This window comes from Streptococcus pseudopneumoniae, assembly GCF_001076775.1.
In the GTDB taxonomy this organism is placed as follows: domain Bacteria; phylum Bacillota; class Bacilli; order Lactobacillales; family Streptococcaceae; genus Streptococcus; species Streptococcus pseudopneumoniae_G.
Window position 1 is genome coordinate 37,514 of record NZ_JVGV01000027.1, and the last position, 22,996, is coordinate 60,509.

Annotated in this window: 26 protein-coding genes; 6 read left to right on the top strand and 20 right to left on the bottom strand. The window is 39.3% G+C overall.

Going from position 1 to position 22,996, the window contains the following annotated elements:
* Positions 1–8 precede the first annotated feature (8 nt).
* Positions 9–995: a LacI family DNA-binding transcriptional regulator gene (locus ADJ60_RS08115; protein ID WP_049544528.1), complete on the top strand. Its 987-nt coding sequence runs from the start codon at positions 9–11 to the stop codon at positions 993–995.
* A 29-nt stretch (positions 996–1,024) separates the two neighbouring features.
* Here the strand turns inward: ADJ60_RS08115 and ADJ60_RS08120 are convergent, their stop codons facing one another.
* The 13 genes from ADJ60_RS08120 to ADJ60_RS08185 all read right to left on the bottom strand — a co-directional run bounded on the left by ADJ60_RS08120 (position 1,025) and on the right by ADJ60_RS08185 (position 11,718).
* Entirely contained in the window at positions 1,025–1,966 is a 942-nt protein-coding gene (locus tag ADJ60_RS08120; protein ID WP_024057518.1) for a YitT family protein, read from the bottom strand.
* Positions 1,944–3,707, bottom strand: a complete 1,764-nt coding sequence (gene aspS / locus ADJ60_RS08125) for an aspartate--tRNA ligase (protein ID WP_049544529.1) — start codon at positions 3,705–3,707, stop codon at positions 1,944–1,946. Before aspS ends, ADJ60_RS08120 begins: the two co-directional genes overlap by 23 nt.
* A gap of 154 nt (positions 3,708–3,861) precedes the next feature.
* A complete protein-coding gene (locus ADJ60_RS08130; protein WP_000832185.1) occupies positions 3,862–4,092 on the bottom strand; it encodes a hypothetical protein in 231 nt (76 codons plus the stop codon).
* Between the two features lie 17 nt (positions 4,093–4,109).
* Positions 4,110–4,751: a CPBP family intramembrane glutamic endopeptidase gene (locus ADJ60_RS08135; protein ID WP_045610930.1), complete on the bottom strand. Its 642-nt coding sequence runs from the start codon at positions 4,749–4,751 to the stop codon at positions 4,110–4,112.
* A 9-nt stretch (positions 4,752–4,760) separates the two neighbouring features.
* Complete coding sequence (locus ADJ60_RS08140; RefSeq protein ID WP_045610929.1) at positions 4,761–5,459, bottom strand: ABC transporter permease; 699 nt, start codon at positions 5,457–5,459, stop codon at positions 4,761–4,763.
* Positions 5,452–6,276: an ABC transporter ATP-binding protein gene (locus ADJ60_RS08145; protein WP_045610927.1), complete on the bottom strand. Its 825-nt coding sequence runs from the start codon at positions 6,274–6,276 to the stop codon at positions 5,452–5,454. Before ADJ60_RS08145 ends, ADJ60_RS08140 begins: the two co-directional genes overlap by 8 nt.
* Positions 6,277–6,286: 10 nt before the next feature.
* Entirely contained in the window at positions 6,287–7,027 is a 741-nt protein-coding gene (locus ADJ60_RS08150; protein ID WP_049544530.1) for a DUF3169 family protein, read from the bottom strand.
* 2 nt (positions 7,028–7,029) lie between these two features.
* The gene (locus tag ADJ60_RS08155; RefSeq protein ID WP_049544531.1) at positions 7,030–7,227 is read right to left on the bottom strand and encodes a hypothetical protein; all 198 of its coding nucleotides are present in this window, start codon (positions 7,225–7,227) and stop codon (positions 7,030–7,032) included.
* Entirely contained in the window at positions 7,227–7,433 is a 207-nt protein-coding gene (locus ADJ60_RS08160) for a helix-turn-helix transcriptional regulator (protein WP_001176233.1), read from the bottom strand. The genes ADJ60_RS08155 and ADJ60_RS08160 overlap by 1 nt, the downstream gene beginning before the upstream one ends.
* Positions 7,434–7,442: 9 nt before the next feature.
* Positions 7,443–7,910, bottom strand: coding sequence for a hypothetical protein (locus ADJ60_RS08165; RefSeq protein ID WP_080983372.1), 468 nt, complete (start codon positions 7,908–7,910; stop codon positions 7,443–7,445).
* The gene (gene hisS, locus ADJ60_RS08170; protein ID WP_049544532.1) at positions 7,910–9,190 is read right to left on the bottom strand and encodes a histidine--tRNA ligase; all 1,281 of its coding nucleotides are present in this window, start codon (positions 9,188–9,190) and stop codon (positions 7,910–7,912) included. The genes ADJ60_RS08165 and hisS overlap by 1 nt, the downstream gene beginning before the upstream one ends.
* A 228-nt stretch (positions 9,191–9,418) precedes the next feature.
* Entirely contained in the window at positions 9,419–10,666 is a 1,248-nt protein-coding gene (locus tag ADJ60_RS08180; protein WP_049544534.1) for a transporter, read from the bottom strand.
* Between the two features lie 200 nt (positions 10,667–10,866).
* A complete protein-coding gene (locus ADJ60_RS08185) occupies positions 10,867–11,718 on the bottom strand; it encodes a helix-turn-helix domain-containing protein (protein WP_049544535.1) in 852 nt (283 codons plus the stop codon).
* 124 nt (positions 11,719–11,842) lie between these two features.
* Here ADJ60_RS08185 and ADJ60_RS08190 point away from each other — a divergent pair, with 124 nt between their 5' ends.
* Complete coding sequence (locus tag ADJ60_RS08190; RefSeq protein WP_033681053.1) at positions 11,843–12,184, top strand: metal-sulfur cluster assembly factor; 342 nt, start codon at positions 11,843–11,845, stop codon at positions 12,182–12,184.
* 60 nt (positions 12,185–12,244) lie between these two features.
* Here ADJ60_RS08190 and ilvD read toward each other — a convergent pair whose 3' ends face one another.
* From ilvD to ADJ60_RS08220, 6 genes are all read right to left on the bottom strand, one after another.
* Positions 12,245–13,948, bottom strand: a complete 1,704-nt coding sequence (gene ilvD, locus ADJ60_RS08195) for a dihydroxy-acid dehydratase (RefSeq protein ID WP_000137346.1) — start codon at positions 13,946–13,948, stop codon at positions 12,245–12,247.
* 230 nt (positions 13,949–14,178) lie between these two features.
* Complete coding sequence (locus ADJ60_RS08200) at positions 14,179–15,111, bottom strand: transketolase family protein (protein ID WP_000986407.1); 933 nt, start codon at positions 15,109–15,111, stop codon at positions 14,179–14,181.
* Complete coding sequence (locus ADJ60_RS08205) at positions 15,108–15,965, bottom strand: transketolase (protein ID WP_000603569.1); 858 nt, start codon at positions 15,963–15,965, stop codon at positions 15,108–15,110. The genes ADJ60_RS08200 and ADJ60_RS08205 overlap by 4 nt, the downstream gene beginning before the upstream one ends.
* Positions 15,966–15,968: 3 nt before the next feature.
* Positions 15,969–17,315, bottom strand: coding sequence for a PTS ascorbate transporter subunit IIC (locus ADJ60_RS08210; RefSeq protein WP_024056492.1), 1,347 nt, complete (start codon positions 17,313–17,315; stop codon positions 15,969–15,971).
* Positions 17,316–17,327: 12 nt separating this feature from the next.
* A complete protein-coding gene (locus ADJ60_RS08215; protein ID WP_000912476.1) occupies positions 17,328–17,612 on the bottom strand; it encodes a PTS sugar transporter subunit IIB in 285 nt (94 codons plus the stop codon).
* Positions 17,613–17,615: 3 nt separating this feature from the next.
* Positions 17,616–19,646, bottom strand: a complete 2,031-nt coding sequence (locus ADJ60_RS08220; protein WP_049544536.1) for a BglG family transcription antiterminator — start codon at positions 19,644–19,646, stop codon at positions 17,616–17,618.
* 235 nt (positions 19,647–19,881) lie between these two features.
* Here ADJ60_RS08220 and ADJ60_RS08225 point away from each other — a divergent pair, with 235 nt between their 5' ends.
* The 4 genes from ADJ60_RS08225 to rpmG all read left to right on the top strand — a co-directional run bounded on the left by ADJ60_RS08225 (position 19,882) and on the right by rpmG (position 21,546).
* Complete coding sequence (locus ADJ60_RS08225) at positions 19,882–20,844, top strand: SPFH domain-containing protein (RefSeq protein WP_049544537.1); 963 nt, start codon at positions 19,882–19,884, stop codon at positions 20,842–20,844.
* A 2-nt stretch (positions 20,845–20,846) separates the two neighbouring features.
* Positions 20,847–21,047 carry a PTS ascorbate transporter subunit IIC gene (locus ADJ60_RS08230; protein WP_000796544.1) on the top strand — a complete coding sequence of 67 codons (201 nt, stop codon included), beginning with the start codon at positions 20,847–20,849 and terminating at the stop codon, positions 21,045–21,047.
* Between the two features lie 151 nt (positions 21,048–21,198).
* The gene (gene rpmF / locus ADJ60_RS08235; protein WP_000290417.1) at positions 21,199–21,381 is read left to right on the top strand and encodes a 50S ribosomal protein L32; all 183 of its coding nucleotides are present in this window, start codon (positions 21,199–21,201) and stop codon (positions 21,379–21,381) included.
* A 15-nt stretch (positions 21,382–21,396) separates the two neighbouring features.
* A complete protein-coding gene (gene rpmG / locus ADJ60_RS08240; RefSeq protein WP_001265622.1) occupies positions 21,397–21,546 on the top strand; it encodes a 50S ribosomal protein L33 in 150 nt (49 codons plus the stop codon).
* A gap of 184 nt (positions 21,547–21,730) precedes the next feature.
* Here the strand turns inward: rpmG and ADJ60_RS08245 are convergent, their stop codons facing one another.
* Positions 21,731–22,978 (bottom strand): toxic anion resistance protein, encoded by a 1,248-nt coding sequence (locus ADJ60_RS08245; protein WP_000134329.1) that lies wholly within the window; start codon positions 22,976–22,978, stop codon positions 21,731–21,733.
* Positions 22,979–22,996: the final 18 nt, after the last annotated feature.

Genomic DNA, 22,996 nt, shown 5'->3' on the forward strand with positions numbered 1-22,996 from the left:
AGATTTTTATGCCCGTTACGATTAAAGACGTGGCCAAGGCTGCTGGTGTTTCACCTTCAACCGTAACCCGTGTTATTCAAAACAAATCAACCATTAGCGACGAAACAAAAAAACGTGTTCGTAAGGCTATGAAGGAGCTCAATTACCACCCCAACCTCAACGCTCGTAGTTTGGTAAGCAGTTATACCCAAGTTATCGGCTTGGTGCTTCCTGACGACTCAGACGCCTTCTATCAAAATCCTTTCTTCCCATCTGTCCTCCGTGGTATCGCCCAAGTCGCCTCTGAAAACCACTACGCCATTCAGATCGCGACAGGTAAAGATGAAAAAGAGCGCCTTAAAGCTATTTCACAGATGGTTTACGGTAAACGTGTGGATGGTTTGATTTTCCTTTATGCCGAAGAGGAAGATCCCTTGGTCAAACTGGTCGCTGATGAGCAATTCCCCTTCCTCATCCTAGGAAAATCCATTTCACCCTTTATTCCTCTTGTCGATAACGACAATGTCCAAGCTGGTTTTGATGCAACCGAATATTTCATCAAAAAAGGATGCAAGCGAATTGCCTTTATCGGAGGTACTAAGCGACTCTTCGTAACACAAGACCGTCTGACAGGTTACGAGCTAGCTCTAAAACAATACCAACTTCCTCTCGATACTAATCTGACTTACTTTGCTACTGAATTTCTTGAAGATAATGGTTATCGCTTTAGTAGACTTCTCTTCAAACACGATCCAAATATTGACGCTATTATTACCATTGATAGTCTCCTTGCTGCAGGGGTCTGTGATTACATCGCAAAACACCAACTGGATGTCCCTGTCCTCAGCTTCGACTCAGTCAATCCCAAGCTCAACTTGGCAGCCTATGTCGATATCAATAGTTTGGAGCTTGGTCGTGTTTCCTTTGAAACTATTCTCCAGATCATCAATGATGCTAAAAGCAATAAACAAATTTGTTATCGCCAGTTGATTGCCCACAAAATTATCGAAAAATAAAAACCAGCTCGAGCTGGTTTTTTTGATCACTAATTATCTGTTTCAACGAACCGTCCCAAAATATGAACATTCTCCGAGACAGAGACAAAGGCGCTTGGATCCACCTGTTTCATAATCTGTTTAAATTCATTAAACTCTGCACGTGTAATGACAGTGATTAAAACTGCCTTTCTTTCGTGATTATAGGTTCCTTCTGCATCGTGGATCATGGTTGCACCGCGGTGCAATTTTTTATGGATTTTTTCAATTACCTTCTCTGGATGATTGGTCACAATCATGGCCTGCATCCGTTTTTGCTTGGTAAAGACAGCGTCTGTGACACGGCTAGAGACAAAGATGGTAATCATAGAGTAGAGAGCGTATTCCCAACCAAAGGTCAAGCCTGCTATCAGCATGATGGTCCCATTTACCAAGAAAGAAATACTACCAACATTCTTACCCGTTTTCTTGCGAATAGTCAGGCTGACGATATCCGTCCCACCACTGGAGATATTGTTTCGAAGAGCAAAACCAATCCCCAAGCCCATGACAACACCCCCAAAAAGGGCATTGATAATGGGATCCTCCGTCAAGGTCGCCACAGGGACAAACTGGATAAAGAAGGAACTCATGGATACCGTTATAAAGGTAAAGACGGTGAACTTATGCCCAATTTGATACCAAGCCAAGACCATCAAAGGAAAATTAATGGCGTAGAAGGTCAGCGAAATCGGGATATGAAAACCAAACCAGTGATTACTCAAGGCAGAGATAATCTGTGCCAAACCTGTCGCACCACTCGAATACACATGCCCTGGTTGGAAAAAGAAATTGACCGCTACTGCTGATAAAAAACCATAGACCAGAGAAGCCGAAATCTTCTCATCATATTTTTCCCGAGAGATGCTTTGTAAGACACGTAAAATTTTTATCTGATGAGCAAAGCGGCGCAGATAATAGCGCCACCGCTTAATTCGTTTTGCTTGTTTCATCTTCTTCTACTTGTAAGCTGAGTTCCTCTAGTTGTTTGAGAGCTACTGTTGAAGGAGCTTGTGTCATTGGGTCACTTGCCTTATTGTTCTTAGGAAAGGCAATGACTTCACGGATATTTTCTTCTCCAGCAAGCAACATAACAAATCGGTCAAGCCCGATAGCCAAGCCACCGTGTGGTGGGAAACCATAGTCCATGGCTTCAAGAAGGAAGCCAAACTGGTCATTTGCTTCTTCAGCTGAGAAACCAAGAGCCTTGAACATGCGTTCTTGAAGGTCTTTTTGATTGATACGAAGGCTACCACCACCAAGCTCATAACCGTTCAAGACAATATCGTAAGCAATGGCACGAACCTTAGCCAAATCACCTTCTAATTCGTGAGCAGTCTCTTCCTGTGGAAGTGTGAATGGATGGTGGGCGCTCATGTAGCGACCTTCTTCTTCAGACCATTCAAACATTGGCCAGTCAACTACCCAAAGAAAGTTGAATTTATAATTATCAATCAAGCCAAGCTCTTTAGCAATACGTCCACGAAGGGCACCAAGAGTTGCGTTCGCCACTTCAAGCGTATCCGCCACAAAGAGAACCAAGTCCTTATCTTCAAGAGCAAGCGCTGTTGTCAATTCTGCTTGGATGCTAGTCAAGAACTTGGCAACTGGTCCGTTTAATTCTCCATCAACCACCTTGACCCAAGCAAGACCTTTGGCACCATACTGCTTGGCTACTTCAGTCATCTTATCGATGTCTTTACGTGAATAGTTGTCCGCAGCTCCTTTTACCACAATGGCTTTTACAGCAGGTGCTTCTGAAAAGACTTTGAAGTCTACACCTTTGACCACTTTTGTCAAGTCCTGAAGCAACATGTCAAAACGGGTATCTGGCTTGTCAGAACCGTAAAGAGCCATAGCATCATCATATTTCATACGAGGGAATGGAAGCGTCACTTCGATGCCTTTAGTTTCTTTCATCACGCGCGCAATCAATCCTTCTGTGATATCTTGGATTTCTTGCTCAGTAAGGAAAGATGTTTCCAAGTCGACCTGGGTAAACTCAGGCTGGCGGTCACCACGCAAGTCCTCGTCACGGAAACATTTAACGATTTGATAGTAACGGTCAAAACCAGCATTCATCAAGAGCTGTTTCGTGATTTGTGGACTTTGAGGAAGAGCATAGAAATGCCCTTTATTAACACGAGATGGCACCAAGTAGTCACGCGCCCCTTCAGGCGTTGATTTAGAAAGGAATGGTGTCTCCACGTCGATAAACTCCAACTCATCCAAGTAGTTGCGGATAGAGTGGGTCACCTTAGCACGAAGTTTAAGATTTTCCAACATTTCTGGACGACGAAGGTCAAGGTAACGGTAACGTAAACGTGTATCGTCATTGGCCTCAATCCCATCCTTAATCTCAAATGGGGTTGTCTTAGCTGTATTAAGCACTGTCAGAGCTGTCACGTTTAACTCAACTGCACCAGTTGGCAACTTATCATTGGCTTGCTCACGCGCAGCGACCTGTCCAGTCACCTCGATAACAAATTCGCTACGAAGGCTTTCAGCTGTTGCCATAACCTCTGCAGATACTTTTTCAGGGTTGATAACCAACTGCATGATTCCTTCACGGTCACGAAGGTCGATAAAGATCAAACCACCAAGGTCACGACGACGGCCAACCCATCCTTTCAAGGTCATTTCTTGTCCGATGTGTTCCTCACGAACACGACCAGCATACATACTACGTTTCATTGTTTCTCTCCTCTTTTATTCTGTTACTATTTTACCATAAAAGCGCAGGCTCTTCATGAAAATCATCAGAAAAGTTTGCCAGTCTTTAAAAATCAAGTGAAGACTCTAAAAATCGACGCCCATACAAAAATCCGATGAAGTTCACCGGACTCTTTTATTTTGAATTGTTGCCTGCTTTACGCTTTTCAGCAATTTCGGCTGCCTTTCGAGGCAAGACAATTTCCGTTGTGTAGGCTGTCCCAAAGCGCAAGACACCTGCAATAGGGGCAAAGACAACTGCTAGATAGTTGTAGAAGAAATCGCCCTTGAAGGCATAAGCTAGCGCCCCAATGATGAAAAATAGAACAACTGCTTGAATCACTGCTAATAAAATTACTCGTTTCATGTGACCTCCTGACTCTATTATAGCATGAGAATCATCAAAAAGCTGACTAAATTATTCAAAGCGTGAAGAGAAATGCTGTAAAGAAGACCTTTTCGACTTACATAAGCCAGCCCCAAACTCAATCCTAGACTAGCATAAACCAAAAACTGTTGCAAAGTTCCTGGGAAATGAATCAAGGCAAATAGAACACTTGTTACCAGAAGGAAAAGCAGAGTTTGTTTACTATTGTCCTGCTTAGGAAAGAGATAGCGTGCCAACATCCCTCTAAAGATAAGCTCTTCCGTCAAAGGAGCAAAAATAACGACCGCAAAGAATGAGAAAAGGGGTTGAGACAAGGTCAAGTCTATCGCTGTTTGTTGATTTACTGAAGGATCATTTGGCAGGAAGAATTGAACGACAAGAGATAAGAACCAAACCAAGGCAGGGAGCCAAATAAATCGATTAAAGCCACTCTTCTCAATATGGACAGGGCCTTTCTGGTACCATTTATAAATGCCGTACACATAAACTCCAGCCAAGGCCACATAAAGTAAGGTAACAGCATAAGGTGACGCGCCTAAGGCAAGCGACGTAGTCGCGAGCCCCTGAATAAAGCCATAACCAAAGAAAAAGGATAGAAGGGCTAGAAGAAACCAGCCAAGATTTTTAAGTAATTTCATTGATAACTCCTATCTTGCTTTATAGCTGTTTTTCAATACAAAGAGGTTTGCTATTCCTAACACAAGTACCCAGGCAAGTAACATACCGATATTAGAAAAAGATATTTCCCCACCTTTTTTATTTAAAAGATTTACAATTGGACCAATAAAAGAGTAATCCAACACTTTCTGAAGCGTATCATTTTGAAGAGCAATTATAGGTAAAAAAGAGACGATTAACATAGGAAAGATACTATAGACTTGCGCTTTAGATTGAGTATCTGACACTGCACCGATTAAAAGGTTGAGAAAAATAATACTAATAGTTGCTAGGATTAAATAGATAACATAGGCCAATAAGTAACTTGATAGATCTACTTTAAGATAGATGGGCAGTACAATCATAGCAAATAACATTATCAAAATAGGGAGAACAAGCATACTGAAAGTATATTCTGTTGCTGTCACACCACTTAGGATGAGTGATTTAAGATTGCGCTTTTCCTTATCTTCTGCCATCATAATCGATACCATATAACCACTTCCCATACTCAAGACCATCGTCAAACTCGAAGAGAGGAGAAACATACTCAATTCTCCATTCTTATTGAAGAATTCATTATATAGAACAGCTATTCCAAAAGGCATCAATAGAGTCGCCAACAAAGTTGAATTGCTGATAAGAACTTGCACTCTTAACCATAGTAGGGCATTTAATTTTCTAAACATCTAACTTTTCTCCTGTCAATCTGATAAAGATTTCTTCTAAAGTTGGCTCACAAGAGTGAACCACCATCAAATCTGTCGTGTCTAAATGTGGTAATTCATCAAATGGAACTATCTGTTCTCGTCCGTCGTTATAAACCACACGTACTTTCTTATCCACATGGTACTTCTGGATAATATCTTGCGGACTTCCATACTCTATTAAGTTCCCCTTATTCAAAAGAGATAAGCGATCACAAAGCAGAGTTGCTTCATTCATATCATGCGTGGTCAGAAAGATAGTTGTCCCCGCCTGCTTTAATTCTTGAAGTAGGGTATGAACCATCTTAGATGTTGTAGGGTCTAAACCACTGGTTGGCTCATCTAGAAAGAGAATCTTAGGAGCATTAAGAAGGGCACGAGCCAAGAACATTCGTTGTTTCATTCCAGTAGATAGTTTTTCTGCGATAATATCTTTAGCATCTGCCAATCCAACCTGTTGGAGCACCTGATTTACTCTATCTGACTTGAGACCATATAACTTAGCATAGATGAGAAGATTTTTGTAAAGACTCATCTTTTCATAAAAACCACTGCCATCACTAACAATACCAATTTGTTCCAAATCATTGGAGGTTAAATCTTGAGAATTCTTACCTAACAAAATTGTTTTACCTTGATCTGCAGTCAACTGACCTGTCAAGACGTTGATCATGGTTGTTTTACCTGAGCCAGAAGGGCCAAGAAAACCAAAGATTTCACCTTCCTTAATCTCAAAAGAAATCTGGTGAAGAGCTTTTTTGCTCCCAAAACTTTTGCTTACATTTTCAACACGAATCATAGAAACTCCTTTATTTGAAATAACGTTTCACCATAGGTAACTGCATCACATTGATATACATATGGATAGCTCCAACAAGCAAGAAGGCTAGTAACTGAATCTCTCCTGTCAGTAAGGAAAAGAGAGCAATCAGAAAGTACAAAGCTGGCAAGACATACTGATGTAATTGGAATAAAATCCGAAAACTCTGTTCCAAATTAGCCTGGCGCTCCCCTTCATCGTAAGAATTGACATAACCTAAGATATCCTTTGGCATAGAGAAAAATACCATATCAAACTGGCGAACAATCGCAATGGTTTTATAAAAATATTTTTGAACATTAAAAATCAATACTAATCCCAAAAAAGAAAGAGATAAGGTTAGATTGCTTCTATTTAGTATAACCACTTCACTTGCTGAAATGAAGAGAGCCAATAAAATCGCTACACTTGCAATATTAAAAGCAATGGTTCCAAACTCGAGATTCCGATACATTTGCACATAATAGGTTTCATTCAGGTCATCATCCATTTCCTCTTGATACAAGGAATGAAATTTTCTGCTTTTCTTTAAGAAATTGAACGTCAAAAGAATGCTAATGAAACCTATCAGTAAACAAATAGCTGATATCCAGGGTATCAAGACTTTTACATCTAAAATAACTTCGTAGGATTCGGCACGTGCCTTAAACATCCCTACAAAACCACCCAAGAAGCCTCCCAAGACAACAGACATTAAAAATAACAAGGCACCTTTCTTATTCTTTTTCATATTCATTCTCCTTTTTCACTTGCTAAATTGTTTGCTTTCTTTTCAATCCAGTCAACTACTGGGATGAGGGCAAAGTAGGCCCAAATAAATTGGTCGCTTTGATAGGGATTAAACCAGCCGAGGCCCATCCCAATCAGTAGAAACACGCTGACTAATAAAGCTATGGCAACTACATAATAAATCACTTTATACTTGTTCATCACTCGTCCTCCTCCAAGCGAAATACCGATTCGACTGTTTCGTTGAAAATCTGAGATATTTTCAAGGCAATCACAACGGACGGGGTGTATTCGTCCCGTTCTAATAGGCTAATGGTCTGTCTGGAAACCTCTGCTAGCTTGGCTAGTTCGGTTTGATTGAGGCCATCGCGAGCCCGCAGCTCTTTTAACCGATTTTTAAGTTGCATATTACACACCTACTCTCCGTCAAATTCAACGGTTTGGATATCCTCAATACGTTGCAACTTGACTTTTTCTTTCCCCTTTTTATCAACACTACGTAGTTTGACCCATTCCTCATCGACATCCACAACTTCCCAGTTATCTGGCCCAATATACACTCCTGTTATAATTGGCTTCTTTCCAATCATTTCTTGCAATAATCTCGACATTTCTGCGTTTCCTTTCTCTTTTCGCTCAAGCTTTTTGATTTTATTCTCTAGTTTCTTGATTTTTTTAGAACCATTAGAATAAAAGAAAATCATAAATAGTATAAATCCTAGTATCCACATCATAGCTCCTTTCTGGTTCCTATTTCTTAACTTGAATATATTGTAACACATCTTTTTCTTTTTGACAACAATATTTGTCAAAAAGTTTATGATTTTTGTCATTTTGCAAAAGAAAAAGGTCAGGAATAAGGTCCTGACCAGTTTATCTACTATTAAAAGCCTAATTTTTCAAAGATTTCTGAGAAGTTTTGGCTAATAGCATCAAGTGACACTTGCACTTCTTCTCGGGTTTGGTTGTTCTTGACTGTCACTTGTCCGCTTTCGACTTCGCTCTCTCCTAGGGTGATGAGGGTCTTAGCCGCAAAAACATCGGCTGACTTGAACTGAGCTTTGAGCTTACGGTTGAGGTAATCACGCTCTGCTTTGAATCCTTGTTGGCGAAGAGCTTGTACCAATTCCAAAGCCTTAACATTTGCTCCTTCACCCAAGACCGCAATATAGACATCTAGGGCATTTTCGATAGGGAGGGCCACACCTTGCTTTTCAAGAATGAGAAGCAGGCGCTCTACACCAAGTCCAAAACCAAAGCCAGCAGTCTCAGGGCCACCAAAGTAAGCAACCAAGCCATCGTAGCGACCACCCGCACAGACTGTCAAGTCATTGCCCTCAATCTCAGTGATAAACTCGAAAATGGTGTGGTTGTAGTAGTCCAGACCACGCACCATATTGGTATCAATGATATAATCTACTCCAAGATTTTCCAACATCTGACGCACAGCATCAAAATGAGCTTGGCTTTCTTCATCAAGGAAATCCAAGATAGACGGTGCATTCTCCACTGCCACCTTGTCTTCTTTCTCCTTAGAGTCCAAGACACGGAGAGGATTTTCCTCCAAGCGACGTTGGCTATCCTTAGACAAGGTCTCCTTGAGCGGTGTCAAATAGTCAATCAAGGCTTGACGATAAGCCGCACGGCTCTCAGGATTTCCAAGCGTATTAAGGTGCAATTTGACACCTTGGATGCCGATTTCTTTCAAGAAATGAGCTGCCATCGCGATGGTTTCCACATCGGTAGCTGGATTGCCAGAGCCAAAACACTCAACACCAATCTGGTGGAATTGGCGCAAACGCCCTGCCTGTGGACGCTCATAGCGGAACATAGGGCCCATATAGTAGAACTTGCTTGGCTTTTGCACTTCTGGAGCGAAGAGTTTATTTTCCACATAAGAACGGACAACTGGCGCAGTTCCTTCTGGACGGAGGGTAATATGACGGTCACCCTTGTCATAGAAATCGTACATTTCCTTGGTCACGATATCGGTTGTGTCTCCGACAGAGCGACTGATAACCTCGTAGTGCTCAAAAATAGGCGTACGCACTTCCGCATAGTTATAGCGCTTGAAAATCTCACGGGCAAAGCCCTCAACGTACTGCCACTTGGCAGATTCAGCAGGTAAAATATCCTGCGTTCCTTTTGGTTTTTGTAATTTCATAGGGAATCCTCTTTAAACTTAATAGTCTTATTTTACCATAAATAAAGGGATTAAAACAGTAAGAAAAAAATTAGGATTTATACTCAATGAAAATCAAAGAGCAAACTAGGAAACTAGCCGCAGGCTGCTCAAAACACTGTTTTGAGGTTGTGGATAGAACTGACGGAGTCAGTAACCGTACTACGGCAAGGCAACGTTGACGTGGTTTGAAGAGATTTTCGAAGAGTATTAGATATCATTTTTGAGATTAAGACCTGTCAAAAGAATAGCTAGCAAGGAAAAACCAACAAATAGCATCCAAGTCAACTGTATATTCCATACAGCTATAAGTGAAAAACAAGCTGTTCCCACAGGTATGGATAAAGTAAACAATAAACCTAAAAAATTACTGGTACGAGCTAGAACCTCTGGAGCTAGATTTTTCAGGAGCAAGGCACTAATCTTTGGTTGAACTTTACCAGACACATACAGAGTTGAACAGAGAAATAGTAAACCAAGTACGACTTGATTGAATAAATTAGCTAGACCAACTAGACTGAGTCCTACGGTTACCCACATCATCAATCTAGGCAAGGACTGCTTCCCAAAATAATCATTTCCCGTAAGGCTACTGATGATGATTGCTAACAAAGCACAGAATTGACTGATAAATAGTGCCTCTGTGTAAGAAAAGTCCAAAAGAGAATGGCTCAAAAAGAAGATGTTATAGATGCTTCCTAAAGCGCCACCCAAGGCATTGATAAGCAAGACAGCAAAGAGCATAAAGCCAAAGTTTTTCTGTCCACCTTTAAGAAAAACAAGACGTAAATTTCGGTAAATTGTTAGGAACTGCTCTTTAATAGAAAGCTTCTCATTTTTTAGGATTTCACCGTCATCAGATGAAATTGACAGGCTTAATTTGCTTTTTCCTAAAAAGAGGATAGCGGCTGATACTAGGAAAAAACAGGCATTAATTCCCGCAACGAGAGAAAAATTATTGACCGATAGGCCTAAGAGCCAGACTCCGAAAGCTTGACCACCAATGGCTGAAATATAGGTGATGAACTGGGAAAAAGAATAAGCCTCCATCAGATCATCTTCAGCTACTTTTTCCTTAATAAGAGGCATGCGCAAACCACCAGCAAAATCACTGATGACATCGCTAATGACATTGATTAAACACAGGCTAGAAAAGGCAAAGAGACTAGCTTGCTGAACAACTAGGGCTGCTAGAAAAAATAAAACCGCCTGAAACAAACCACTATAGACCATCCATTTGACCTTGTCCCTCGTGTAATCTGCCCGAATCCCTACAAAAACTGTAAAGAGAGTCGGAAGAATCATGACAATATTCGCCATAGCAACCGCAAAAGAGGCTTGTGGCAAGGTCGATGCATAAACGATAAAGACCAGGTTGAAAATCGAAGCACCAAAAGCATTGAAGAATCGTGACAAAGTTAAGATTCGATAAGCTTGATTTCTAAACAATAGTTTCATAGATAATCTCCCTTCTTGTTAGAAGTTTTATGTGAAGTATGACTATAGTATAGCACTTAGAAATTATAGAGGAAAAACTTTTGAATATATGCAACAAATAAAATGAGCAAAAAGAAACGATAGAAGTTCTCCAGTGACACGAGAGAGCCCAACAGTTCTATCGCTTAAAATTTTAAATTATTTTCTTAGTTTGCAGATATTCAACAATCGGTTGTATTTCTATAGTATTCAGCAGATTTATTACAACCAAGCATCTCAAAAATACGGACAGCATCCTCCATCTTTTTCTGACCTTCCTTGACTCTACCTTGCTTGCTATCAAGGAGACCTTCCGCCCACAAATAGACGATTCGAAAATAGGTTTCATTTTCATTGTAGAAATGCTCTTCTATAACACGTTTAAAATAATAGGCATTGGTAAATTCTTCACACTCAATGCTAGCTAAAAAGCCATTCAATAGTATAGTATGAAAAAGGTTTCTATTGCCAGACATTTCCATTAGAAAATCAGATTTACGTACCATTTCTCGTACATATCTAGTGAAAAGAGAAACAGATAAAAATAGAGAACTGATTGAAAATAAATTGAGTTCATAGATTCCCCAAATCTCAGTAGAAAACAAGTAGTCATGAAGAACTCTCCCTTCCTCTGCCGTTAACTCTACCCTTTCATCCATGCTCTTTATATAAGACTTGATAAGAATGGCATTTAGAATATGTTTCTGTTTGTTTTGAGAATGGGCATGCTTTTGATACTCCTTGCGATACAAGTCCTCAAGCGGAGCTATATTCTTTGGATCCAAGACATCTTTGATTTCTTTTCTCAACTCAGAATCTGTATCATACTGAAAACCTCTCGCAAGAAAGAGGATTTCCTCCACACTGGCAGATATATTTCCCAGAGCAAATAGAAACTTTTCCACCGAAAGCTCACTCTGACCAGTTTCAAATCGGGACAACATAGACGGCGAAAATTGTCCTCCAGTTGCTTGTCTCAGCGAGATATTTCTTGACTCTCGTAATTGTCTAAAGACTTTTCCAATCTTCTCCATAGGCTTCCCCTTGATTCGGCATTTTCTTTATATTATCATATTTTTTCAGAAAATTCATCAAAAACTTGCCAAATTGTCAGAATTATGAGAAAATAGAGGATATTTATCATGTGGAGGGACTGTAATGAGAGACGATATCAAAATCAATGACCGCGCTTTGGCCTTAAAAGACCAAATTATCGAAAAACTAGAGAAGGTTTTTGATACAGATGTGGAATTAGATGTTTACAATCTAGGGTTGATTTATGAAATCAATCTGGACGAAACGGGTCTCTGCAAGATTGTCATGACCTTCACAGATACTGCCTGCGATTGCGCCGAAAGTCTGCCTATCGAAATCGTGGCAGGACTGAAACAAATCGAGGGTATCGAAGATGTCAAGGTTGAAGTTACCTGGTCGCCTGCTTGGAAGATCACACGAATCAGTCGCTACGGCCGTATCGCCCTTGGACTGCCACCTCGTTAAGCAGGTAAATCACTTTTGAAGATGAAAAGAAGCAAGCCGAGATTGGCTTGCTTTTTAAGTTTATTTTTTACCTGACTTGTCCATATTCCAGAAGTCTGTCACGGCTCCGCGTGAAGCAGATGATACGATATGGGCATATTTACCGAGGACACCACGGCTGTAAAGTGGTGGCAAGGTTGTTTCTGCCTTGCGTTTTTCAAGTTCTTCTTCGGATACGGCCATGGAAATTTCTTTGGTATCCTGGTCAACCGTAACGATATCACCTGTACGGAGGTAGGCAATCGGTCCACCATCCTGAGCTTCAGGAGCGATATGTCCAACAACCAGACCATAAGTACCACCAGAGAAACGGCCATCTGTCAAGAGGGCAACCTTGTCTCCTTGACCTTTACCAACGATCATTGATGAAAGTGACAGCATCTCAGGCATACCAGGACCACCCTTAGGCCCAACGAAACGGACAACAACTACATCGCCATCAACGATTTCATCTGTCAGAACTGCCTGAATCGCATCTTCTTCTGAGTCAAAGACCTTAGCTGGACCAACGTGACGACGCACTTTAACACCTGATACTTTAGCAACCGCACCATCAGGGGCAAGGTTCCCGTTCAAGATGATAAGCGGACCGTCTGCACGTTTTGGATTTTCAAGTGGCATGATAACTTTTTGACCTGGTGTAAGGTCTGCAAAGTCAGCCAAGTTTTCAGCTACAGTCTTACCAGTACATGTAATGCGGTCTCCATGAAGGAAACCATTTGCCAAGAGGTATCTCATAACCGCAGGCACACCACCGACTTCATAGAGGTCTTGGAAGACATACTGACCAGATGGTTTCAAGTCGGCCAAGTGAGGCACACGCTCTTGGATCGTATTGAAGTCCTCAAGTGACAAGTCAACATTGGCAGCATGGGCAATGGCAAGCAAGTGAAGAGTGGCATTTGTAGAACCACCGAGAGCCATAGTTACAGTGATGGCATCTTCAAAGGCTTCACGAGTCAAGATGTCTGATGGTTTGAGACCGAGCTCCAACATCTTAACAACAGCACGTCCTGCTGCTTCAATGTCTTCTTTCTTGTCAGCTGATTCAGCTGGGTGAGATGAAGAGCCTGGCAAACTCATACCTAGAACTTCAATAGCAGTCGCCATGGTATTAGCAGTATACATACCACCACAGCCACCAGGTCCAGGGCAGGCATTACATTCGAGACGTTTTACGTCCTCAGCCGTCATATCACCGTGGTTCCATTTTCCGATACCCTCAAAAACAGAAACCAAGTCAATGTCTTTGCCATCAAGATTTCCCGGTGCAATAGTTCCACCATAGGCGAAAATAGCTGGGATATCCATATTGGCAATGGCAATCATAGAACCAGGCATGTTCTTATCACAGCCACCGATAGCAACAAAGGCATCCACATTGTGGCCCCCCATCGCCGCTTCGATTGAGTCCGCGATGATATCACGAGATGTTAGAGAGAAACGCATACCTGGCGTTCCCATAGCAATTCCGTCCGCTACGGTAATTGTCCCAAACTGCACAGGCCAAGCACCTGCTGATTTTACACCTTCTTTAGCTAATTTCCCAAAATCATGCAAGTGAATGTTACATGGTGTATTTTCCGCCCAAGTCGAAATAACCCCCACAATCGGTGTTTCAAAGTCCTTATCTGTCATACCAGTCGCACGAAGCATGGCACGGTTTGGTGATTTAACCATACTATCATAAATGCTACTGCGGTGACGTTTATCTAATTCAGTCATCTTATCCCTCCCATTTCAGTTTTTACTATTATAGCACATTTTAAAGGCAATGAACAGAAGAAAATTCTTGAATTTTCAGAAAATTCTATACACATATAAACATTTTAAATTAAAAACAACAAAGCGGATCAGGGCACTTTCTGATTACCAGAATATGCTTTTAATCCGCTTGCTTTAAATAACGTAATGTAATTTTTACAGAAGTTCTTTCAGATAAGTGTATTTAACATCTATCTTGCATTATAAAACTCTAGAACTTTCTCTTTTATATTCGATTCACTCAAACCATATTCATTAAGAAGATAATCCATTTTCCCTACTTGACCGAATCTTTCTTGAACACCCATCCGATGAATTTTTGTTATTCCATCATCAGAGAATAATTCACATAAAGCACTGCCAATTCCACCTATCTGATTGTGGTTTTCTACAGTAAATATAGTTTTTCCACTTAACATTGTTTTTATCTGTTCTGGTATCGGTTTGATTCTAAATAAATCTATCACACCTACTGAATAACCTAATTTAAACAGTTCATCCGCAACTCGAATACTTGGAGCAACCATTATGCCAGAAGCAACTATTACAACATCTTCACCGTGTCTTAACTCAATGTAGCCTTTAGAAAAATCTTCTCCACCTTGATATACAGCCTCTGGAGCTTTTCTAATTGTTCGAATATATTTTAGTCCTTTTAAGTCTAATGTCTGGTTCAAGATTTCACGAAATTGGATATCATCAGTTGCTTCGAAAATGATTGATTTAGGAATTAAACGTAACAATCCAATTTCTTCAAATGGCATATGTGTCCCACCATTCATTTCTGCAGTTACTCCTGCATCTGATCCAATCACAGTGGCATCCAATTGTGCGTATCCAAGAGAAATAAATAATTGATCAAATACTCTTCGTGAAGCAAAAGGGCCAAATGTATGAAGATAAGGTCTAAACCCCTGAATAGATAAACCTGCTGCAAGCCCGACCATTTCTGCTTCCATGATTCCAACATTCACATAACGGTCTCTAAAGTCCTTTTCAAGATTATTAGTAGCCATAGAACTTGACAAATCTGCTTCTAAAACTACTATATCAGAATAACTTTGGTTAGCCTCTAGAAGGAAATCTCTATACACATGTCGTAATTCTTTCGTACTTCTCATCATTCTGTTTCCTCCAATTCCTGACTTAATCTTTCTACAACTGAAGTTAACATTTGTCTCTCCTCTACAGTAGGGCGAAGATGATGATTGGATTTCATTTCTTCCAGCTCTCGAACTCCTTGACCTTTAGTAGTATCTAATACAATACACTTAGGGGATGAATCATTTGACTGTTTTAATCGGACAATCCCTTCATAAATTTCTCTAATATCTGAACCATTGACCCTAATGGATTCAAATCCAAATGCTGAGAATTTTTCTACAAAATCACCTGGATTACAAATATCCTTTGTAAAACCATCTAATTGTTTTTTGTTATCGTCTACAAATACAATTAAATTAGATAACTGTTGATGAGAAGCAAACTGTATAGCCTCCCAACATTGTCCCTCATTTAACTCACCATCTCCAACAATAGCATAAGTATAAAAGGGACTTTTTCTTATTCTCTGACCATATGCAAGTCCGGTTGCAACACTAATTCCCTGTCCTAAAGAGCCAGTTGTCATATCTATGCCCGGCGTTAGATTTCTATCAGGATGAGACGGTAATTTGGTTCCATTTGTATTTAAAGAATATAAGAATTCTTTGTCAAAGAAACCATTCAAATAGAGTGTGCTGTATAAAGCCGGTCCAGCATGTCCCTTGGATAAAACAAAATAATCTCTATCTCGTGATGCAAATATTTCTGGAGTCATCGGCATTATTTCACCATAAAGCACTGCTAAAACTTCTACTATAGACAGACTCCCTCCATAATGACCGAATCCAAGATGATTCAATGTTCTAAGAGTATTTAATCGGATTTTAGTCGCAAATTTTCTTAACTCATCTTCTCTATTTTCACTTAAAATCATCCCTTATTCCTCCTTTGCAGATGGCTTTTTAATAAAGGATACTCCAAACATAACTGCTAAAATAAGAACAAGACCAATAACAATGCCTGCTTGTGAGCCAAATTGATTCAACATTCCTAAAATAATTCCTGATAGACCAAAATCTGCATCTGAGAAAGTTGACCCTTGGAAACCAAGTCCTCCCAAAACTGGCATTAAAAAGACTGGAAGAAAACTAATTAAAATACCTTGTAAAAATGCTCCAATAGTAGCTCCACGAACACCACCAGATGCATTCCCAATGACACCTGCAGTCGCTCCACAGAAGAAATGAGGCACAACACCTGGTAAAATAACAACCGTTCCTGAAGCAATCATAATTGCCATACTTACTAAACCACCAACAAAACTAGAGATAAATCCAATTAGAACTGCATTGGGTGCATAAGTATAAACAATCGGACAATCCAAAGCAGGTTTTGAATTAGGTACAAGACGCTCTGAAATACCTTTAAAGGCTGGAACAATTTCACCCAAAATAAGGCGAACACCTGCTAAAATAACAAATACACCTGCTGCAAATTGACCTGCTAATTGTAAAGCATAAACTAGACCACTTGTACCATTACTGATTTCTTTTTCTATATATTCTGACCCTGCAAAGATAGCTACAATAATGTAAATAACTGCCATGGATAAAGTAATACTAACAGTACTATCACGTAAAAAAGCTAAACTCTTTGGAAATTTAATGTCCTCTGTTGATTTTGATTTATCACCGATAAGGCTACCAGTAAAACCACTCAACCAATATCCCAAAGAACTGAAATGACCCAAAGCCACCTTGTCATTTCCAGTTAATTGAACCATATATTTTTGCACAAATGCTGGGGAAACACTCATAATAATACCGAGTGCTAATCCTCCTAGTAAGATAAGAGGCAAACTTGTAAAGCCAGCAACTGATAAAATGACCGCAATCATACACGCCATATATAGAGTGTGGTGCCCTGTTAAAAAGATATATTTGAATCGAGTAAAACGAGCAATTAAGATATTGAATACCATACCTGCAAACATAATCATTGCAGTAGCTGAGCCATATGTGGTTAAAGCTACAGCTACAATTGCTTCATTATTCGGTACAACTCCAGATAAATGAAAAGCATGTTCAAACATGGTACCAAATGGATTCAAAGAATTTTGTACAATTCCTGCACCACCAGATACAACTAAGAAACCAACAAAGGTCTTAATTCCACCTTTAATAATATCAGGTAATTTCTTCTTCTGAAGAACTAATCCTAAGATTGCAATTAAAGCTACTAAAATAGCTGGTGTACTAACAATATCCAATATGAACTTCATCATGACGCTAGCCTCCTAAATAAGTCCTTTTTCTTCACAAAGTTTAGTAATTAATTCTCGTAGTTCATCCATATCAATAATACTATTTAAGATACGAACATCTCCAAGATGACTAGCTGAATCAGCTAGATCACGACCAACAATCCAAATATCAGCTGCATTTGGATCTGCTCCACCTAAATCATAGTGTTCAACTTCTACATCTGAAACATTCAAATCACTCAATACAGATTCAATATTCATCTGTACCATAAAACTTGAACCTAATCCTGAACCACAAGCTGTACCAATTTTTAACATTATCTAATCCTCCTGTTTAATTATCATTTCAATGTCATCATAGTTTTTTGATGATATTAAAGTTTGAACATGATTTTTATCTCTTAAAATTGTTGTTAAATGTGACAAAGCCTTTAAATGACTCTCATTATCAATGGCTGCAATACAAATCAACAATCTTACCTCTTGTTCTGGATTATCCAATAAATAAATCGGTTCTTCCAAAACTAACATTGACATTCCTATTTCATTCACACCTTCATCTGGCCGAGCGTGAGGAATTGCTACTCCCTTCCCTAAATTAATAAAAGGCCCAAACTCTTCTACTTTTTGAATCATTGCCTCAGGGTAGTTCTCAGTTATCTTATGTTGATCCAAAAGCGGTTTAGCTGCTAAACGAATTGCCTCCTTCCATCCTAATTTTTCCGAACTAACCTGATAAGTTTCTTTTGTAATTAATTCTTCTAACAATGGTAACATTTCCTTTCTATTCATTTCTTGATAGAGATATCGCTTTAATGCTAATTTCAACTCTAATTCTTGTGTGATTACACTATATCGTCTTACTATACTAATCATCTGATTCAGCTCAATATCTTGATAACCTGTATCCGGAAAATCTTTTGATACCAATTCAACTAATTGAGTTGTTTGTTCTTCAGTCATCATAACGGAAACTAGATAATTTGGCTTCTCTGTATCCACCTTTATAGTAGAAAAAACCATATCATAGTCACTACTAGTTTTCGCATATAAATCATCAATCTTTGAGGTTCCTATAAACTCAATTTGAGGGAATAATGCTAATAGATTCTCTTTTATCATCAATGAAGAACTAATTCCATTAGGACAGATAATTGCTGCTTTATAACATTTTTGAGGCAAATTGTCTGCTTTCTTTAAATATCCTCCAAAATGGATAACAAAATATGCTGTTTCACTATCAGGTATGGGCTTGTCAATAGCGTCCATCAAGGGAGTCAAAGAACCTTTTACTAGTTCAAATAAATCAGGATAATGTTCTTTAACATGCAACACATATTCATTTGAACTAGGTAAGCCGAACTTTAATCTATAGTAAGCCGGTATAAGGTGGCGGCGAAGATTTTCTCTCAATACTTCTCTTTGTTTAAAATGTAACAAAGAAATATCTTCCATTCTACTTATAATAGCCTCTGTTAATTGATTAAAGTAAACCGGAGCAACATCTACTTCACCTTCAAAGCAACTTGATAATAAAACTGTGACATAGCGATAATCATCCTCTGAAAATACCGTATCTATAATTCCCAAATCAACTACTGTATCTAATAAAATAGTCGTTATATCTTGAATAATAGGAGATACTAATGTCTCTGAAAGACATACTCTTTCAACATCCCTTTGATACCTACATATAATGAATACTAAACCGAAAAGGCAAACTTTTAATTGATTAACAATAGGTACTATCTGTAGCTTTTCATAATAATCTTTAACTACCTGATCAATCAAATCATAAGTTAATGAATACCCCCAACTGGATAAAACATAATCCAACCCCCAAATCCCTATGGAGGATTCCAGCAACTCACTAACCATTTGAAAAGCTAAACGGTGCTTATTCCACTCTGAACCGTGTAAAGTATAACCTTTTGCTCTACTGTACCCTAGCTCCAAATCATTATCCAACATAATCTTTCTTAATGATTGAATATCAGATAAGGTTGTATTCTTACTTACTTTCAAAAAGTCTTGGTAATGATTATTCGATATAAAATCTAATCGGCAAAAAGTGTAAAGATAGATTAATGCTAAGCGAGTCGACTTTGGTAAAACCAATTCATCCGACTTAATAATATCTGTCAAAGACTGCTTCGTACGATTTGATAAACTATAGCGACCTTGTTTTTTATCCAGCACTATCCCTTTATTAGCTAGATAAGGCACTAAATAATCTATTCCTTCTTTGACTTCCTTTATAGGTAAGCTCACCTTAACAGATAATTCATATAATGATAGCTCACAATGATCCATCAAAGTCATCAAAATAACTAGTGCTCTATAATCAAACATTTCTCTTCCTTTCTAACTACAATTATAGTGTAAAAGTTATAAGAATAAAAGAGTATTTCAGCACAATATAATCTCACTTCCTATAAGTAATTATTGGGCTGAAACTTTTTAGTGATTATTTGTCAACTTTCTATTAATTTTTAAAAACAAAATGATATCATTTAGATATCAAATAACAGAGGTCATTCTTATGACTGAAAAACTAATCAATTCATAACCAAATGGTGTATTAGCATTGATTCTCATTGAGTTGACAATCGTACTTGGTATCTTTATATTTAAAATGGGTGTTGGTTCGGAAAACATTTTTGGAATTATTATCGGACCTTTACTAATCGTAATTGCAACGCTAACTCATGCTGGTTTAAAAGTTGTCAAACCTCAGGAGGCTATGGTTCTGACACTCTTTGGTAACTATACAGGTACCATCAAAGAACCTGGCTTTTACTTTGTCAATCCCTTCAGCGTAGCAGTCAACCCTGCAAACCACACTCGACTTGGACAAAGTGGTGATGTTAGCACAAAATCTCCTTTTTCAGGGATGAAATCATCAAATGGCAATGATGTAAATCTTGAAATTGGCAAGAAACAGATTTCCCTCAAAGTTATGACCTTGAGCAATTCCCGTCAAAAAATCAATGATTGTCTAGGAAACCCTGTAGAAATCGGTATCGCGGTAACTTGGAGAGTTGTCGATACCGCTAAGGCAGTCTTCAACGTTGATAACTATAAAGAATATCTTTCATTACAATGTGATAGCGCCCTCCGTAATATTGTCCGCATCTATCCTTACGATGTGTCTCCTAATGTAGATACTACGGGTGACGGGCAAGCAGACGAAGGTAGTCTCCGTGGCTCTAGCGAAATTGTGGCTAACCGTATTCGTGAAGAAATCCAAAGTCGTGTTGAGGATGCTGGCTTGGCAATCCTTGAAGCGCGTATTACTTACCTAGCTTACGCTCCAGAAATTGCAGCTGTTATGCTTCAACGTCAACAAGCTTCTGCCATTATTGATGCCCGTAAGATGATTGTAGATGGTGCTGTAGGAATGGTCGAAATGGCACTAGAACGGCTTAATGAAGGGGAATTGGTAGAGCTTGACGAAGAACGAAAAGCTGCCATGGTTTCAAATCTCCTAGTCGTTCTTTGTGGCAATCATGATGCACAACCAATTGTCAACACAGGAAGTCTTTACTAAAGATGGCTGAAGCTAAAAAAAAGCAGATTCCCCTTCGACTCTCAACAAAGTTATACGCTGCACTCGCATCATGGGCAGAAGATGACTTTCGTTCAGTCAATGGGCAAATCGAATATCTCCTCACAGAGTGTGTCAAGCAACGGAAAAAAGACGGAAAATACGTATCAGAAACCATTGACGAACCATTTGAGATTGATATTTAACATCTTTTCCTGTCTGCTAGGTCTGACAGAAGAATTTTTTCATCTTTTTTTGTCAAGTAACTTTACTTTACAAAAAAAATGTGTTATCCTAGTATGGTTGATGAAAATCAGTAGATTGAATCGAATATAAATACCTAAAGGAGAAATCAAAATGGCAGTACCTGCACGTCGCACTTCAAAAGCGAAGAAAAACAAACGTCGTACACACTACAAAGTAACAGCTCCATCTGTAAACTTTGACGAAACTACTGGAGATTACTCACGTTCTCACCGTGTATCACTTAAAGGATACTACAAAGGACGTAAAATCGCTAAAGCTGCATCAGCTGAATAATAGAAGGGAGATACCATGCGCGTAAATATTACACTTGAACACAAAGAATCTGGTGAACGCTTGTACCTTACTTCTAAAAACAAACGTAACACTCCAGACCGTCTTCAATTGAAGAAATACTCACCAAAACTTCGCAAACACGTTGTGTTTACAGAAGTTAAGTAAGCATTCAATACGAATCAATACAGAAGAAAAACGCTTAATCAGCGTTTTTTCTTTTTGTTAATTTCAGTACATTGCAATAAAAATCAACCGAATGACTACATTTTTTGTGAAATAAAATAGAGGCTCTAATATATAGAAAGAATCTAAAATCCCCTGCAAATCTACATTACAGGGGACTTGTGTATTATTCTTGTACTTCTTTCTGGGCGGCCTTTCCTTGGTCTAGAAGGGCTTGGACGATTTTCTCATCGCGTAGTTTGACAGAATCGTTGATCATTTCTGCGGACTTGACGATGGTTGTTTCTAGTTGGGCACGTTTCTGACGTCCCAATTCAATAGCTGCGACGATACCTTGGTTTTGAGCGACCAGACTTTCAGCCAGTTTTGTAACAGACTCAACAGCGACTGTCGGGCTTTGGGCAATTCTTTCCATCTGCGGAATCACTTCCTTACTGGTTTCAGCTAACATCTGAAGGGCAGCATTATTGGCATTGACAATGGCATCTGCCACGACACCTGATTTCATGGATTGTTGCAAAATACCAAGTTGGGCAATGGAAAGCTTCATTGTGGGAATCGTATTGCGACGAAGCATGCCCAATTTTTGGCGCATATCAGATGACACCTTCACAAGATTACGCATCTGAGGTGTTGTTGCCCAGGCAACATAGAGACGGCTGACATACTCAGTGTGTTGTTGTTCAAGGGTATTAACCACTTCAGCCATGCGGGCCAATTCTTGTGACTTGGTTTGGTATTCTACCGTACTTGTATCGAGTTGGTCAACTTGGGCCTTTAGTTCGGCAGCGCGCTTGCCAGCTTCTGTCTGGCTGGCTTCGATAAAGGAAATCACTCCCACTAGATTTTCAATGGATTTGGTATTGTCCTCAATCAACATCTCAGCAGAGACGATATTTCGAGCTAGCACATCTTCTTGCTTGACCACTGCGGCAGCCATACCATCCAGCTTTTGCTCCACTGTTTTTGAGTCAAAGTAAAATTCCTGTAGGGTATTCTTGCTCTTGTTAAACAATCGTTGCAAAAAGTTTGGCTTCTCTTCTAACTCAGCAATTTCAGCGTTCTTGTATTTGACTACAAAGCCTTGCAACTCACGGTTGGTATTCTTGAGAAGATCATCCACTTGGGGAATTTGTAGTTTCTTTTGTTCTGACAAGATACGATTAACTGTATTGTTCACACCTTCTACAGCAGATTGGCCAAAATCCAAAAGTGCATTTTGATTGGTGACAAACTGGTCTACTAACTGAGGCACGTGCGCCTTGATTCCTTCTTGCTGCTCAGGGCTCAACTTTTCAAGGAAGGTCAAGGTCTTGTCTGAGCCAGTATTTGTCTCGATGATTTGGGTTGTTTTATCCACCTTAGCTACCGTATTATTGGCAATCTGGTCAATATCAAAATTAAATTCTGTCATGGTTACTCCTTTGTTTCT